Source organism: Nocardioides oceani (genome assembly GCF_030412965.1).
Taxonomy (GTDB): Bacteria; Actinomycetota; Actinomycetes; order Propionibacteriales; family Nocardioidaceae; genus Nocardioides; species Nocardioides oceani.
In genome coordinates, this window is record NZ_JAUHJQ010000004.1 from 239,915 (window position 1) to 255,148 (window position 15,234).

The window sequence follows — 15,234 nt, forward strand, 5'->3', positions numbered from 1 at the left end:
CTCACGAGACCGGCCTCACGAGACCGGCTTGGGCTTGCCGGGCATCTCGGCGTCGGGGCGGCGGAGGTAGAGCGGCTCGGAGTCCAGCAGCTCGGCCCGCTCCTCGGTCACCACCCGCGCCAGCCACCCGGCGCTCGGCCGGACGGGGCCGCGGGCGTCGGGGAAGGCCTCGGGGTAAAGCACCGCGCCCTCGCCGACCACCGGCCGCCCGGTCGCCACCACGGCGGGGCGCTCGACGACCGGGCCGTCGAGGCGCGTGCCGTCGGCGGCGTACGTCGCCAGGTAGACCTCCTTGCGGCGGGCGTCGGTGGCCACGCAGAACTCCGTGCCGATCCCGGCGTCGGCGGCCTCGACGGCGAGCACGTCGAGCGAGCACACGCCGTACACCGGGACGTCCAGCACGAACCCGAGGGTGCGCGCGGTGACCAGCCCGACGCGCAGGCCGGTGAACGGTCCGGGGCCGACGCCGGCGGCGACGGCGGTGAGGTCCTGACGGACCGCCCCGACCTGCTCGAGCGCGGCGGCGACGAGCGGGGCGAGCTGCTCCCCGTGCTTCATCGACCGCTCCGAGACGAGCTCGGCGACGACGTCCTCGCCGTCGTGGAGAGCGACGGTGACGAAGGGGGTGGCGGTGTCCAGGGCGAGCAGCAGGGTCATCCGAGTCCTCGGAAGGAGAGGGCGTGCCACCGGGGGCCCACCGGGGTGATCTCGACACGGCGCGGGTCGAGCTCGGCGTCGGGGTCGGCCTCGTCGGCCTCGGCGCGGACGATCCGCACCTCCAGCCGGGAGTCGGTGAGTCCCTCGGCGAGTCCCTCGCCCCACTCGACCACCGTGACGGCGGTGTCCAGGTCGGTGTCGAGGTCGAGGTCGTCGAGCTCCTCCATGCCGCCGAGGCGGTAGGCGTCGACGTGGACCAGGGCGGGCCCGCCGACGAGCGAGGGGTGGACCCGGGCGATGACGAAGGTCGGCGAGGTGATCTCGCCGCGGACGCCGAGGCCGGCGCCGATGCCCTTGGTGAGCGTGGTCTTGCCGGCGCCGAGCTCGCCGCTGAGCACGATCAGGTCGCCGGGGGCGAGCTGGCCGGCGAGCGAGCGGCCGAGCGCGTGCATGGCGTCGGGGGTCGGCGCCTGGAAGACGGCGGTGCGCAGCGGGCGGCGCATCTCGACGAGCGGCGAGCGGCGGTCGATCTCGCGGAAGCCCTGCCGGTCCCAGAACCGGATGGTGCGCGGCAGCTCCTCGCGGGCCACGACCGTCACGTCGTCGTACCCCTCCGCGTGGTCGACGACCGCGTCGATCAGCCGGCCGGCGATGCCGTGCCCCTGGGCGGACGGCACCACGCCGAAGCGGCGCAGGTAGACGGTGTTGCCGACGGGGTCGAGCACGAGCGCGCCGACCGGCTCGCCGTCGAGGCAGGCCAGGAGGCCGCCGTGCGGCGTGAGCATCCGCGCGATCGTCTCCTCGGTCTCGGCCAGCGCGTCGGCGGGCGGGTCGAGCGGCGGGCGCGCGGCGAAGGCCTCCTGCACCACGCGCAGCACCTGCGCGGCCGACTCCGGACCCACGCGCACGACCTGGACGTCGCTCACCCCGCCACCCTCTCGTCTCGCACCGCGGCCAGCAGCCGGTCGAGCTCCTCGTCGACCTGCTCGTGCCGCTCCAGGACCACCATGTGCCCCGCTCCCTCGACCTCCACCAGCCGCGACTCGGCGATCCGCGAGTGCAGCTTGCGGCTGTGCCCGATCGACGTCAGCCGGTCGGCGGTGCCGCACAGGACCGTCGTCGGCACCCGCCCGATCACCTCGACGGCGTCGAACTTGTCGAGTCCGCCGAAGGCGGGGAAGAACTCCGCCACCACCTCGTACGGCGTGGCCGACAGCATCGCGTCGACGAACTCGACGTACGCCGCCGGGACGTCGTCGCCGAAGGCGAACAGGTCGGTGGCGACCATCGCGACCGACTTCCCCAGCCGGCGGATCCGGTCGACCACCTGGGGCCGACGCGCGAGCGTGGCGATCGTCCGCTGGGCGATCGGCAGGCCGATCTTGGCCGGGACCACCGGCAGCAGCAGCCGGCCGACGTCGAGCCCGCCCGCGGTGGTGCTGACCAGGCCGACGCCGACGACCCGGTCCCCGAACAGCTCGGGGTGGTCCTCGGCCAGCGCGACGACGGTCATCCCGCCCATCGAGTGGCCGACGACCACGACCGGCCCGTCGGGCACGACCTCGTCGAGGATCCGCCGCAGGTCGAGGCCGAGCTGGTCGATGGTGGCGTGCTCCCGCGCGGAGCGGCCCGAGCGGCCGTGCGAGCGCTGGTCGTAGAGCACGGTGCGGACGCCGGCACGTCGCAGGTGCAGCCGCTGGAAGTGCCAGCAGTCGAGGGTCAGCGCGTAGCCGTGGACCAGCACGACCGTCGGGTCCCCCGGCTGCGACGTCGCCGGCTCGTCGACCTCGACGTGCAGCGGAACGCCGTCGTCGGCGACGACCGTCAGGGCGTCGGCGCGCAGCGACCCGAGGGGTACGTCGGGGTGGTCCTCGACGCCCGGCCCGGGCCGCCGCGAGAGCGAGCGCCGGTGGCGGCTGACCCCGACGACCGTCCCGGCGGCGGCGAGGCCGGCGGCGCCGAGCGCGGCTCCGGCGATGGTCCGGCGGGGGCTCACGGCCGGGCCCCGTCGTCGAGCTCGCCGTCGAGCCGGCTGTCGAGCCGGCTGTCGAGCCGGCTGTCGAGCCGGCTGTCGACGTGGGTGCGGACCATCCGGCCGCCGATGCGGGTCACGACCTCGTAGCTGATCGTCCCGGCCGCCTCGGCCCAGTCCTGGGCGGTCGGGCCGCCGTCCCGGCCGGTGCCGAAGAGCACGACGTCGCTGCCGGGCTCGGGCCGGTCGCCGTCGAGGTCGACCACCAGCTGGTCCATGCAGACGCGTCCCCGGACGGGTCGCCGACGCCCGCCGACGGCCACGGAGGCGGCGTTGCTCGCCGAGCGCGGCACGCCGTCGCCGTACCCCACCGGCACCAGGCCGAGCGTCGTCGCTCGGTCGGCGACCCAGGTGTGGCCGTAGGACACCCCGGCGCCCGCCGGCACGTCCTTGACCATCGCGAGCGTCGCGCGCGCGGTCATCGCCGGCACCAGGCCGAGGTCGGGGAGGCGCCCCGGTGCGGGGTCGAGGCCGTACGACGCGATCCCGCAGCGCACCAGGTCGAAGCGCGCGCTCGGCCGCAGCACGGCCGCAGCGCTGTTCGCCAGGTGGCGCACCTCCGGGGTCAGGCCCGCCTCCTCCGCGACCGCGAGCGCCTCGCGGAAGACCTGTTCCTGGCTGTCGTTGGCGGGGTGGTCGGGCTCGTCGGAGGCGGCGAGGTGGGACCAGAGGCCGGTGACGCGCCAGTGCCCGGCGACCTCGCCGACGCGGGCGGCCTCGACGAGGGCCGGCCAGTCCGCCGGGGTCGCGCCGCCGCGCGAGAGCCCGGTGTCGACCTTGAGCTGGACCCGGGCCGGGGTGCCGGTGCGGCGGACGGCGGCCTCGACCTCGGCCAGCTCGGCGAGGGAGTACGCCGTGACGTCGACGTCGGCGGCGACCGCGCGGTCGTAGGGGTCGCCCGGCACGGTCAGCCAGCACAGCACGCGTCCGGTGTCGCCGGCCGCCCGCAGTGCGAGCGCCTCGTCGATCGTGGCGACGCCCAGCCAGGGCGAGCCGGCCTCGCGGGCGGCGCGGGCGACCTCGACCATGCCGTGGCCGTACCCGTCGGCCTTGACCACCGTCATCATCGCGACGCCGCAGTGCTCGGTGAGCAGCCGCACGTTGTGCCGGACGGCCGCGAGGTCGACCACCAGCTCGGCGCGCGGGACCGGCAGGGGGCTCATGGCGGGCCATTCTCCCACCCGGCCCCGGTCAGGGTCGGGGCAGGCTCCGGACCGCGGCGGGCAGGGCGCGGGCGACCTCGGTCGCGACGAGCGGCCCGTCGCCGCCGGCCAGCGTCGCCGCGGCCCCGTGCAGCCAGGACCCGACGCTCGCCGCGTCGAACGGCTCGAGGCCCGCCGCCAGCAGCGCACCCACCACGCCGCCGAGCACGTCGCCGGCGCCGGCCGTCGCCAGCCACGGGGTCCCGGTCGTCGTCACGCGCACCCGCCCGCCGGGTCGCGCGGTCACGGTGTGGCGGCCCTTGAGCACCACGACGGCGGCGTACTCCTCGGCCGCGTGGCGGGCCCAGGCCAGCGGGTCGCCCTCGATCTCGCCGCGATCGCGACCGAGCATCGCGGCCAGCTCGCCGGCGTGCGGGGTGAGCACCAGGTCGCGCGGGCCCGGCCGGAGGTGCTGGAGCGCGTCGGCGTCGACGACGGTCGGCACCTCGTCGGCCAGGGCGGCCGCGAGCGCCTCGTCGGCGTGCTGCCCGCCGCCGGACCCGACCACCCACGCCTGGACGCGGCCGGCGCCGACGACCTCCGGGTGCGCCTCCCGCACTCGGTCCGCGACGCGGTCCTCCCCGACGTACCGCACCATCCCGGCGAGCCCGCAGGCGGCGCCGGCGACGCAGAGCAGCGCGGCGCCGGGGTACTGCGCGGAGCCGGCCCGGACGCCGACGACGCCCCGGGTGTACTTGTGGTCCTGCGGCCGCGGTCGCGGCACCAGCCGCGCGACGTCCTCGGCCTGCAGCGACTCGACGGCCGCGGGCGGCAGGTCCAGGCCGATGTCGACCAGGTGCACCGCTCCGCACGCCTCGGCCGCCGGGTCGAGGAGGTGCGCGGGCTTGTGGCTGCCGAAGGTGACGGTCAGGTCGGCGACCACGTACGGCCCCTCGACCCGGCCGGTGTCGACGTCGACCCCCGACGGCACGTCGACCGCGACCACCGGGACTCCCGCCACCTGCGTCAGCGCGGCCTCCGCCTCCGGCCGCAGCCCCGGGCGACCGCCGATGCCGACGATCCCGTCGACCACGACGTCGGGCCGGCGGCTCGCGCGCTCGACGCTGCGGCCCCCGGCGGCCCGCAGCGCGGCGAGGCCGCCCGCGTGCACCTGCTCGGAGAGCAGCACCGCCTCGACCGCGCAGCCGCGCCGGGCCAGCAGCGCGCCGGCGTGCAGGGCGTCGCCGCCGTTGTCCCCCGACCCGACCAGCAGCAGCACCCGCGCGCCGTACGCCCCGCCCAGCAGGTCGACCACCGCGTGCGCCAGCCCCGACGCCGCCCGCTGCATGAGCGTGCCCTCCGGCACCCTCGCCATCAGCTCCCGCTCCGCCGCGCGGACCTGCTCGACCGTGTGGGCGTACCGCATGGGCGCGACGCTATCCGCCTCGTGATGCTGAGCGTGCGCTCCACCGCACTCCCAGCATCACGAGGCGGGGTCGGGGGCGGCCTGTGGACGGGCCGGAGCAGCGGCGGCCGATCCGCGGCACCCTCGGACGATGGCGCGCGAGACCTGGCGGACGGTGAGCGCCCGGCAGGCCGGCATGGTCAGCCGGGCGCAGCTTGCCGCGGTCGGGGTCGACCGGTTCGCGGTGCGCAACCAGGTCGCGGCCGGCCGCTGGGTGCTGCGGTCGGCGACCGTCGTCAGCACCACGACCGGCGAGCTCACCCGCCTGCAGACGATGTGGCTCGGCGTCCTCCACGCGGGCGACCGCAGCGTGCTGGGCGACCTCACCGCCGCCGAGCTCGCCGGCCTGCGGCACTGGCACCGGGAGACCGTCACGGTGCTCGTGCCGTACGACCTCGACCTCGACGACGACGTGCCCGGCGTCCACCTCGCCCGGACGCGCCGGCGGCTCAGCTCGATGCAGGACCCCTCGAGCCCGCTCCCCCGGCTGCGGATCGAGCCGGCGGTGCTCCACTTCGCCGCCTACCAGCCCTCCCCGCGCACCGCCCAGGGCGTCGTCGCCGCGGCCGTGCAGCAGCAGCTCACCACCGCCGCGGACCTGCTCGCCTGGGTGGACCGCATGCGCCCGCTCCGCAAGGCGCCGGTGCTCAGGTCGGCGCTCGCCGACATCGGCCGTGGCTCGCACTCCGTGTCCGAGCTCGACCTGGTCCGCCTGTGCCGGGACCACGGCCTGCGCACCCCCGACCGGCAGGTACGCCGCCGCGACGGCGAGGGACGGCTCCGGTTCACCGACGCGGAGTGGCTGCTGCCGGACGGCTCCGTGCTGGTGCTTGAGGTCGACGGCTCGTTCCACATGGCGGTCGAGCAGTGGGAGGACGACCTCGCCCGTCAGCGGCGGCTCACGACGGTCAGTCGCCGAGTCGTCCGGTGCACCTCCCGCGAGCTGCGCGACGAGCCGGCCCGCCTGGCCACGGATCTGCGTCGGCTCGGCGTCCCGCGCGCCGCCCGCCCCGCCTCGTGATGCCCAGCGTGCGCCCCAGCGCACGCTCAGCATCACGAGGCGGTGGACGGGACGCCTCAGGACTCCAGGACGACGACGGCGGAGGCGACGCCGGCGTCGTGGGAGAGCGAGAGGTGGACCGAGGTGACGCCGAGCTCGTCGGCCCGGGCGAGGACCGAGCCGCGCATCTCGAGCAGCGGCCGGCCGGAGGACTCCGAGACCACCTCGGCGTCGTGCCAGGCCAGGCCGACGGGGGCGCCGAGCGCCTTGGCGAGCGCCTCCTTCGCGGCGAACCGGGCGGCCAGCGAGGCGAGCGGCCTCGCGGCCTCGGTCGGCGTGAACAGCCGCGCCGAGAGACCCGGCGTGCGGGTCAGCGACTCCCCGAAGCGGGCGATGTCGACGACGTCGATGCCGACGCCGATGACCGGCATCAGCGGCTCACTCGACGGTGACCGACTTGGCCAGGTTGCGGGGCTGGTCGACGTCGTGGCCCATCGCGGTGGCCAGCTCGCAGGCGAACAGCTGCAGCGGCACGACCGCCACCAGCGGCTGCAGCAGCACCGGCACCTTCGGCAGCCGGATCAGGTGGTCGGCGTACGGCTCGATCGAGGTGTCGCCCTCCTCGGCCAGGCAGATCGTCCGCGCACCCCGCGCCCGAACCTCCTGGATGCCCGAGATCATCTTCTCGTGCAGCTGGTCCCGACCCCGGGGCGGCACGACGCACAGCACCGGCAGCCCCTCCTCCACCAGCGCGATCGGGCCGTGCTTCAGCTCGCCGGCCGCGAACCCCTCGGCGTGGATGTAGGCCAGCTCCTTGAGCTTCAACGCCCCCTCCAGCGCCACCGGGTAGCCCGCGTGCCGCCCCAGGAACAGCACCGACTTCGTGTCGACGTGCGCCCGCGCCAGCGCGTAGACGTCCTCGGCCTGCGCCAGCACCGAGGAGATCTGCTCGGGCACCGCCTCGAGCTGGTGCATGATCTCGCTGATCTCGTCGCCGTAGCGGGTGCCCTTGACCTGCGCGAGGTACAGCGCCAGCAGGTAGCAGGCGACCAGCTGGGTCAGGAACCCCTTGGTCGAGGCGACCCCGATCTCCGGGCCGGCGTGGGTGTAGATCACCGCGTCGGACTCCCGCGGGATCGTCGACCCGTTGGTGTTGCAGATGGCCAGCACCTTGGAGCGCTGCAGCCGCGCGTGCCGGATCGCCTGCAGCGTGTCCGCGGTCTCCCCCGACTGGGAGATCGCGACCACCAGCGTGGAGTAGTCCAGGATCGGGTCGCGGTAGCGGAACTCGCTGGCCAGCTCGACCTCGACCGGCACCCGCGTCCAGTGCTCGATGGCGTACTTCGCGACCAGCCCGGCGTAGAACGACGTGCCGCACGCGATGATGATGATCTTGTCGATGTCGCGCAGCTCCTGGTCCGAGAGCCGCATCTCGTCCAGCTGCAGCAGCCCGTTGCGCGCGTGCCGGCCCAGCAGGGAGTCGGCCACCGCCCGCGGCTGCTCGAAGATCTCCTTGCGCATGAACCAGTCGTGGCCGTCCTTCTCCGCCGCCGACAGGTCCCAGTCCACGTGGTAGCGCGTGCCCTCGGCCGGCGCCCCGTCGAACGTCGTCACCTCGACGCCCTCGCGCGTGATCGTCACGACCTGGTCCTGGCCCAGCTCCAGCGCCTCGCGCGTGTGCTCGATGAACGCCGCCACGTCCGAGCCGAGGAAGTTCTCGCCCTCCCCGATGCCGACCACCAGCGGCGAGTTGCGCCGCGCGGCCACCACCCGCGAGGGGTCCTGGGCGTCGACCGCGACGAGGGTGAACGCACCCTCGAGCCGCTGGCAGACCCGCTGCATCGCCGTGGTCAGGTCGACCCCGGACTCGACCTGCAGCTCCAGCAGGTGCGCGGCGACCTCGGTGTCGGTCTCGGAGACCAGCACGTGGTCGTCGGCCTCGAGCCGCGCGCGCAGGTCGTCGAAGTTCTCGATGATGCCGTTGTGCACCAGCGCCACCCGCCCGGTCGAGCCGAGGTGCGGGTGGGCGTTGACGTCGTTCGGGGCACCGTGGGTGGCCCAGCGGGTGTGCCCGATGCCGGTCGTGGAGGTCGGCAGCGGCTGGTCGGCCAGCACCTTCTCCAGGTTGGCCAGCTTGCCGGCCTTCTTCGCCGAGGCGATGCTCCCGCCGTCGACGAGGGCGATGCCGGCGGAGTCGTACCCGCGGTACTCCAGCCTGCGCAGGCCCTCGATGACGACGTCCTGGGCCTGCTTGTCCCCGACGTACCCGACGATCCCGCACATGGGCCCCACTCTAACGAGATGGGACCGCACGCCCCGCTTCGTCGCGCGGCTGCAACAATCGCCGCCATGTCGCGAGGGTCGTCAGGCTCGACGGGTCCCCTGCCCGGGGCCGGTCCCGTCCACCCCGACGAGTCCCACAAGGAGCCGTCGCCCTACATCGAGCTCGACCGCTCCGCCTGGGCCGCGCTCGGCACCGGCGCCGAGAGCCCGCTGAGCGGCCAGGAGATCCGCACGCTGCGCGGTCTCGGCGACTCGCTCGACCTCGACGAGGTCCGCGACGTCTACCTGCCGCTGAGCCGGCTGCTGAGCCTGTACGTCGAGTCGGCCGGTCGCCTGCACCGCAAGCAGGAGGACTTCCTGCACCGTCGTACGCCGCCGCGCACGCCGTTCGTCATCGGCGTGGCCGGCTCGGTGGCGGTCGGCAAGTCGACCACCGCCCGCGTCCTGCAGCAGATGCTGGCCCACTGGCCCGAGCACCCCAACGTCGCACTGGTGACGACCGACGGCTTCCTCTACCCCAACGCCGAGCTCCAGCGCCGCGGCATCCTGCACCGCAAGGGCTTCCCGGAGTCCTACGACCGCCGCGCGCTGCTGCGCTTCGTCGTCGACATCAAGTCGGGCAGGGACGAGGTCGAGGCGCCGGTCTACTCCCACCTCGTCTACGACGTGGTCAAGGACGAGAAGGTCGTCGTCAAGCGCCCCGACGTCGTGATCGTCGAGGGGCTCAACGTCCTCCAGCCCGCGCGGGTCCGCGAGGACGGGCGCACCAGCCTCGCCGTGAGCGACTTCTTCGACTTCAGCGTGTACGTCGACGCCGGCCGCGACAAGATCCGCGCCTGGTACGTCGAGCGGTTCCTGCGCCTGCGCGAGACCGCCTTCCGCGACCCGGGCTCCTACTTCGCCAAGTACGCCACCCTCACCCGCGAGGAGGCGGTCGCCGAGGCCGAGCGGATCTGGGACACCATCAACGGCCCGAACCTGGTCGAGAACATCCTCCCGACCCGTTCCCGCGCGAATCTCGTCATGCGCAAGGACTGGGACCACTCGGTGCGCTACGTGCGACTCAGGAAGCTGTAGCGACCTTCTTCTGCACGTCCAGCGCCCGCTCGACGACGCGGTAGCCCATCGCCTCGTTGACGGCGTTCATCGGCGCGTTGACGCCGGCGTTGCCGGTCTCGACGTGGGCGCAGGCGGGGAAGAGCTCCCTCACGCGGCGGTGGCTGCGCAGCTTCATCGCCAGCCCGAGCCGGTGACCGCGGTGCTCGGGCAGCACGAGGGTGCCACCGACCTCGGCGTGGCGCGGGTCGACGTCGTGCACCGACAGCTCGGTGAACCCGCACGCGGTGCCGCCGGGGGTCAGGGCCAGCGCGCCGATCCAGGTGCGGCCGGTCTCGAGGAACCGCTCCTCGGTGGCGTGCAGCCGCTCGGCGGTCCAGGTCGTCTCGCCGAGCTCGAGGTCCCCGCTCGGCACCATCGAGGAGAAGACCGAGAGCATCGCGCAGAAGGCGTCGACGTGCTCCGCGGGCATCCGCCGCTCGAACCCCACGACGGAGTACGCCGCCAGGCCGGCCGCCACCTCGCGGTCGAGCGCGTCCCACGAGGCGGGCGCGGTCCGCAGGTCGACCAGCTTGGTCTCCTCGCGGCTGGCGACCGGGTAGCCCCGCGCCGCGCAGAACAGCGTCCCGGCGCTCTCGGCCCCGACCGGTGCGTAGGCGGTGGCGACCAGCGCGGTGCGGCCATCGGCGACCGCCCGCGCCTCGAGGTCGGCGAGCACCGCGGACCCGACGCCCTGCCGCCGCGCGTCGGGCACGACGTACACGAACAGCTCGGCGAGGTGGGGGTTGTCGGCGCGGAACAGCACGAGCATGCCGGCCCCGACGACGCGGCCGTCGAGGGCCGCCGCGACGAGCACGACGTCGACGTCCGGGCGCGGCCGCGGGATCGAGACCCGGGAGACCTCCCAGGCCGGCCACGCGTCGAAGGCACGCTCACGCGAGGCGGCCTCGCCGACCTCCCACCAGGCCCGCAGGGCGCTCTCGTCGGAAGGGTCGACCACGGTGACGTCCACGGGGCGGGAGGCTACGAGAGGGCGAGCCGCTCCCGCACCACATTTGCGAGCCGGTCGGCCACCTCGCGGGCGACCTCCTGCGAGGCCGCCTCGACCATGACGCGCACCAGCGGCTCGGTGCCCGAGGGCCGCAGCAGCACGCGGCCGGTGTCGCCGAGCGCGGCCTCCTCGGCCGCCACCGCGGCGACGAGGACCTCGTCGTCGGTGCGGCTCTTGTCGACGCCCGGCACGTTGACCAGCACCTGCGGGAAACGGGTCATCACCGACGCCAGCTCGGCCAGCGACCGTCCGGTGAGCGCCATCTGCTCGAGCACGTGCAGCGCGGTGAGGATGCCGTCGCCGGTGGTGGCGTGGTCGCGCATGATCACGTGCCCGGACTGCTCGCCGCCGAGGGAGTACCCGTGGGCGTTCATCTCCTCGAGCACGTAGCGGTCGCCGACGGCCGTCTGCCGCACGGCGACGCCGGCGTCCCGCATCGCGTTGACGAAGCCGAGGTTGCTCATCACCGTGGCGACCACGGTGTCGTCCTTGAGCTGGCCGGCCGAGCGGAGGCCGAGGGCCAGGATCGCGAGGATCTGGTCGCCGTCGACGACCTCGCCCGAGGCGTCCACGGCCAGGCAGCGGTCGGCGTCGCCGTCGAGCGCGAAGCCCGCGTCGGCGCCGTGCTCGACGACCGCGGCCTGCAGCGGCCCGAGGTGGGTGGAGCCCACGCCGTCGTTGATGTTGAGCCCGTCGGGGTCGGCGTTGATCGCGACGACCGTGGCCCCGGCGGCCTCGAGGGCGCGGGGGCCGGCCTCGGACGCCGCGCCGTGGGCGCAGTCGAGCACGACCCGGAGGCCGCGGAGCGGCTGCACGGTGGCGACCAGGTGGGCGACGTACTCCTCGATGGGGGTGGCGTACGGCGTCACGCGGCCGACGTCGCCGCCGACCGGGGGCTGCCACGGCTCGCCCATGAGCTGCTCGATCGCCTGCTCGAGGGCGTCGTCGAGCTTGACGCCGCCGCGGGCGAGGAACTTGATGCCGTTGTCGGGCATCGGGTTGTGCGAGGCGCTGATGACGACCCCGACGTCGGCGCCGAGCGCGTCGGTCAGGTACGCGACACCCGGCGTCGGCACGACGCGGACCCGGACCACGTCGACGCCGGCCGACGCGAGGCCGGCCACGACGGCGTGCTCGAGGAACTGCCCCGAGATGCGGGTGTCGCGACCGACGACGGCCAGCGGGCGGGAGCCGCTGAACTCACCGCGGTCGACGAGCACCCGGGCGGCAGAAACGGAGAGGTCCAGGGCCAGCGAAGCGGTGAGGACACCGTTCGCCTGGCCCCGGACCCCGTCCGTGCCGAACAGACGACCCACGTGGGACGTCAGCGCTTGCTGAACTGCGGCGCCTTGCGCGCCTTCTTCAGACCGGCCTTCTTGCGCTCGATGACACGCGCGTCGCGGGTCAGCAGCCCGGCCTTCTTCAGGGTCGGGCGGTTGGCGTCGAGGTCGATCGCGTTGAGGCAGCGGGCCACGCCGAGGCGCAGGGCGCCGGCCTGACCGGTGATGCCGCCGCCGTGGATGCGGGCGATGACGTCGAAGCGACCCTCGAGCTGCAGGGCGGCGAACGGCTCGTTCACGACCTGCTGGTGCAGCTTGTTGGGGAAGTAGGAGTCCAGGGTCCGTCCGTTGACGGTCCAGACGCCGGTGCCCGGCACGATGCGGACGCGGGCGACGGCCTCCTTGCGACGGCCGGTGGCCGCGCCGGGGGCGATGGTCGCGGGACGGGCCGGCGCGTCGGCGGACGGCGCGCTCTCCGAGCTGTAGGCGACGCCCTGCTCGTTGACCTCGTAGGTCTCCTCGACCTCAGTGGTGGTGTCGGTGGTCTCAGCCACGGTGATCCTCACTCAGACTTTCGGTAGGGCAGTCGATTACTGGGAGATCTGGGTGATCTCGAACGGGACGGCCTGCTGGGCCTGGTGCGGGTGGTTCGGGCCGCTGTAGACCTTGAGCTTCTTCAGCATCTGCCGACCGAGGCGGTTCTTGGGGAGCATGCCCCAGACGGCCTTCTCGATGACCTTGCGCGCGTCCTTCTCGAGGAGCTCGCCGACCGGGGTGGCCGAGAGGCCGCCCGGGTAGCCGGAGTGGCGGTAGGCCATCTTGGTGGTCTTCTTGTTGCTCGACAGCGCGACCTTCTCGGCGTTGATCACGATGACGAAGTCACCGGTGTCGGCGTTGGGCGCGAAGATCGGCTTGTGCTTGCCGCGCAGGAGGTTGGCGGTCTGCACGGCGAGACGACCCAGGACGATGTCGGTCGCGTCGATGACGTGCCACTCGCGCTGGATGTCAGCGGGCTTCGGGGCGTACGTACGCACGGCTGTTCTGCTCTCTTCGTTCGTGGTGCCCGGCGCGGAGGGCCCGCGCGGGTTGGTGCTGCTGCGGCTTCTGACGAACACGGCCCGGCTCGCCGTGGCTCCCCTGCGGGAGCGTCGGCGTCCGGATCTGCACCCGCACCCCGGAGGGGGCGGACGCGGCAGGAGTCGCGACCGGCAAGACTACGGCGACGCGCGATCCCCGGTCAAAACGTGGGACCCGCCGTACCGGGTGCCGGGACACCGGGTTAACGCGGTTGCCGGGCGAGGTCTAGGTTGGGTCGCGTGACTGACTCTCTCACCGTCCGCGACAACCGCACCGGACAGGAGTACGACGTCCCGATCACCGACGGCGCCATCAAGGCCGCGGACCTCGGGAAGATCAAGGCCGGAGAGGACGCTCCGGGCCTGGCCGTCTACGACCCCGGCTTCGTGAACACCGCCTCGTGCCGCAGCTCCGTCACCTACATCGACGGCGACCAGGGGATCCTCGAGTACCGCGGGTACCCGATCGAGCAGCTGGCCGAGAAGTCGACGTTCCTCGAGGTGGCCTACCTGCTCATCCACGGGTCGCTGCCCGACAAGGCGCAGTACGACGCGTGGGTGCACGAGATCACGTACCACACGTTCGTGCACGAGAACGTCAAGAGCTTCATGCAGGGCTTCCGGTACGACGCGCACCCGATGGGGATGCTGATGGCGTCGGTGGGGGCCCTGTCGACGTTCTACCCCGACGCGCGCAACATCTCCGACGCCGACAACCGGCACATGCAGATCGTCCGCATGATCGCGAAGATGCCGACCCTCGGCGCCTGGTCGTTCCGCCACGCGCAGGGCAAGCCGTACGTCTACCCGGACAACGACCTCGGCTACACCGCGAACTTCCTCTCGATGCTGTTCAAGATGAGCGAGTCGAAGTACGAGGCCGACGAGCGGCTGGTCAAGGCGCTCGACGTGCTGTTCATCCTGCACGCCGACCACGAGCAGAACGCCTCGACCAACGCGGTGCGCTCGGTCGGCTCGACCCAGGTCGACCCGTACTCCGCGGTCGCGGCCGGCGTCGGCGCCCTCTACGGCCCGCTGCACGGCGGCGCCAACGAGGCCGTGCTGCGGATGCTGCGCCGGATCGGCTCGACGGAGAACATCCCGGCGTTCATCGCCGGCGTGAAGGACGGCAACGAGCGCCTCATGGGCTTCGGCCACCGGGTCTACAAGAACTACGACCCGCGCGCCCGGATCATCAAGAAGGCCGCCACCGACGTCTTCGAGGTCACCGGCACCAACCCGCTGCTCGACATCGCGCTGGAGCTGGAGAAGATCGCGCTCGAGGACGAGTACTTCGTCAAGCGCAAGCTCTACCCCAACGTGGACTTCTACTCCGGCCTGATCTACGAGGCCTTCCAGTTCCCGCCGGAGATGTTCACCGTCCTCTTCGCGATCGGCCGCACCCCGGGCTGGCTGGCCCAGTGGCTGGAGCTGACGCAGGACAAGGAGCAGAAGATCGCCCGCCCCAAGCAGATCTACACCGGCGACCGCGGCCTGACCTTCACCCCCGCCGCCGAGCGGTGGAGCTGACGGGCCACCCGCACCACCCCACGACCCCGGACGGCCAGCCGTCCGGGGTCGTGCGCGTCGAGGGCGTGGTGTGGGACTTCGGCAACGTGCTCATCGACTGGGACCCGCTCGCGGCGATCGCGGCCGGCGTCGGCAAGGACGAGGCGCGGCGGTTCCTTGCCGCCACCGACTTCGACTTCCTGGCCTGGAACCACGGACCCGACTCCGGTGGCACCTGGGAGGACGCCGAGGCGGAGGTACGCCGTACCCACCCGCACTGGGTCGAGCACGCGCTGGCCTACCGCGCGAACTTCGCCGCCTCGCTGCTCGGCGAGGTCCCCGGCACGGCCGACCTGGTGCGCGAGCTGCACGCCGCGCGCGTGCCGCAGTGGGGGCTGACCAACTGGTCCGACGAGCTCTACCCGCACGCGCCGGAGCGCTTCGAGGTGATCGCCCTGCTCGACGGCGTGGTGGTCTCCGGCACCGAGCGCATCGCCAAGCCCGAGCGGCGCGCCTACGAGCTGGTCGCCGAGCGGATGGGGCTGCCGCTCGGCGCGCTGGCCTTCGTCGACGACCGGGTCGCCAACGTCGAGGCCGCGACCGCGCTCGGCATGGCCGGCGTGCTGTTCACCGGCGCCGAGGACACCCGGGCCCGCCTGCGCGGGCTCGGGCTCCCCGTCTGA

15 protein-coding genes are annotated in these 15,234 nt (G+C 73.7%); 4 read left to right on the forward strand and 11 right to left on the reverse strand.

The genetic code is table 11. The features are described from left to right. Positions 1–15: 15 nt before the first annotated feature. From tsaB to QWY28_RS12425, 5 genes are read right to left on the reverse strand one after another with little or no spacing between them, the layout of a single operon-like run. Positions 16–657 (reverse strand): tRNA (adenosine(37)-N6)-threonylcarbamoyltransferase complex dimerization subunit type 1 TsaB, encoded by a 642-nt coding sequence (tsaB, locus tag QWY28_RS12405; RefSeq protein ID WP_300952874.1) that lies wholly within the window; start codon positions 655–657, stop codon positions 16–18. After that, on the reverse strand, positions 654–1,583 hold the full coding sequence (gene tsaE, locus QWY28_RS12410; protein ID WP_300952875.1) for a tRNA (adenosine(37)-N6)-threonylcarbamoyltransferase complex ATPase subunit type 1 TsaE: 930 nt from the start codon (positions 1,581–1,583) through the stop codon (positions 654–656). Before tsaE ends, tsaB begins: the two co-directional genes overlap by 4 nt. Further along, complete coding sequence (locus QWY28_RS12415) at positions 1,580–2,653, reverse strand: alpha/beta fold hydrolase (protein ID WP_300952876.1); 1,074 nt, start codon at positions 2,651–2,653, stop codon at positions 1,580–1,582. The genes tsaE and QWY28_RS12415 overlap by 4 nt, the downstream gene beginning before the upstream one ends. Further along, positions 2,650–3,852 (reverse strand): alanine racemase, encoded by a 1,203-nt coding sequence (alr, locus tag QWY28_RS12420; RefSeq protein ID WP_300952877.1) that lies wholly within the window; start codon positions 3,850–3,852, stop codon positions 2,650–2,652. Before alr ends, QWY28_RS12415 begins: the two co-directional genes overlap by 4 nt. A gap of 28 nt (positions 3,853–3,880) precedes the next feature. Further along, a complete protein-coding gene (locus tag QWY28_RS12425) occupies positions 3,881–5,257 on the reverse strand; it encodes an NAD(P)H-hydrate dehydratase (protein WP_300952878.1) in 1,377 nt (458 codons plus the stop codon). Between the two features lie 130 nt (positions 5,258–5,387). Between QWY28_RS12425 and QWY28_RS12430 the strand changes: the two genes are divergently transcribed. Beyond that, positions 5,388–6,317 (forward strand): putative endonuclease domain-containing protein, encoded by a 930-nt coding sequence (locus QWY28_RS12430; RefSeq protein ID WP_300952879.1) that lies wholly within the window; start codon positions 5,388–5,390, stop codon positions 6,315–6,317. Between the two features lie 56 nt (positions 6,318–6,373). On the opposite strand, the gene QWY28_RS12435 is transcribed toward QWY28_RS12430, so the two are convergent. Beyond that, complete coding sequence (locus QWY28_RS12435; protein WP_300952880.1) at positions 6,374–6,727, reverse strand: holo-ACP synthase; 354 nt, start codon at positions 6,725–6,727, stop codon at positions 6,374–6,376. Positions 6,728–6,734: 7 nt separating this feature from the next. Beyond that, a complete protein-coding gene (gene glmS / locus QWY28_RS12440; protein ID WP_300952881.1) occupies positions 6,735–8,579 on the reverse strand; it encodes a glutamine--fructose-6-phosphate transaminase (isomerizing) in 1,845 nt (614 codons plus the stop codon). Between the two features lie 66 nt (positions 8,580–8,645). Between glmS and coaA the strand changes: the two genes are divergently transcribed. Further along, positions 8,646–9,656 carry a type I pantothenate kinase gene (coaA, locus tag QWY28_RS12445; RefSeq protein WP_300952882.1) on the forward strand — a complete coding sequence of 337 codons (1,011 nt, stop codon included), beginning with the start codon at positions 8,646–8,648 and terminating at the stop codon, positions 9,654–9,656. Here the strand turns inward: coaA and QWY28_RS12450 are convergent. From QWY28_RS12450 to rplM, 4 genes are read right to left on the reverse strand one after another with little or no spacing between them, the layout of a single operon-like run. Next, positions 9,643–10,647, reverse strand: a complete 1,005-nt coding sequence (locus tag QWY28_RS12450) for a GNAT family N-acetyltransferase (protein WP_300952883.1) — start codon at positions 10,645–10,647, stop codon at positions 9,643–9,645. The two genes, coaA and QWY28_RS12450, sit on opposite strands and share 14 nt — an antisense overlap. An 11-nt stretch (positions 10,648–10,658) precedes the next feature. Continuing rightward, on the reverse strand, positions 10,659–12,002 hold the full coding sequence (glmM, locus tag QWY28_RS12455; protein ID WP_300952884.1) for a phosphoglucosamine mutase: 1,344 nt from the start codon (positions 12,000–12,002) through the stop codon (positions 10,659–10,661). An 8-nt stretch (positions 12,003–12,010) separates the two neighbouring features. Beyond that, entirely contained in the window at positions 12,011–12,520 is a 510-nt protein-coding gene (rpsI, locus tag QWY28_RS12460; protein ID WP_300952885.1) for a 30S ribosomal protein S9, read from the reverse strand. A 36-nt stretch (positions 12,521–12,556) separates the two neighbouring features. Then, the gene (gene rplM / locus QWY28_RS12465; RefSeq protein ID WP_300952886.1) at positions 12,557–13,000 is read right to left on the reverse strand and encodes a 50S ribosomal protein L13; all 444 of its coding nucleotides are present in this window, start codon (positions 12,998–13,000) and stop codon (positions 12,557–12,559) included. Between the two features lie 282 nt (positions 13,001–13,282). On the opposite strand from rplM, the gene QWY28_RS12470 reads away from it, so the two are divergent. Together QWY28_RS12470 and QWY28_RS12475 are read left to right on the forward strand one after the other, a co-directional pair. Further along, a complete protein-coding gene (locus tag QWY28_RS12470; protein WP_300952887.1) occupies positions 13,283–14,572 on the forward strand; it encodes a citrate synthase in 1,290 nt (429 codons plus the stop codon). After that, positions 14,563–15,234, forward strand: coding sequence for an HAD family hydrolase (locus QWY28_RS12475; protein WP_300952888.1), 672 nt, complete (start codon positions 14,563–14,565; stop codon positions 15,232–15,234). Before QWY28_RS12470 ends, QWY28_RS12475 begins: the two co-directional genes overlap by 10 nt.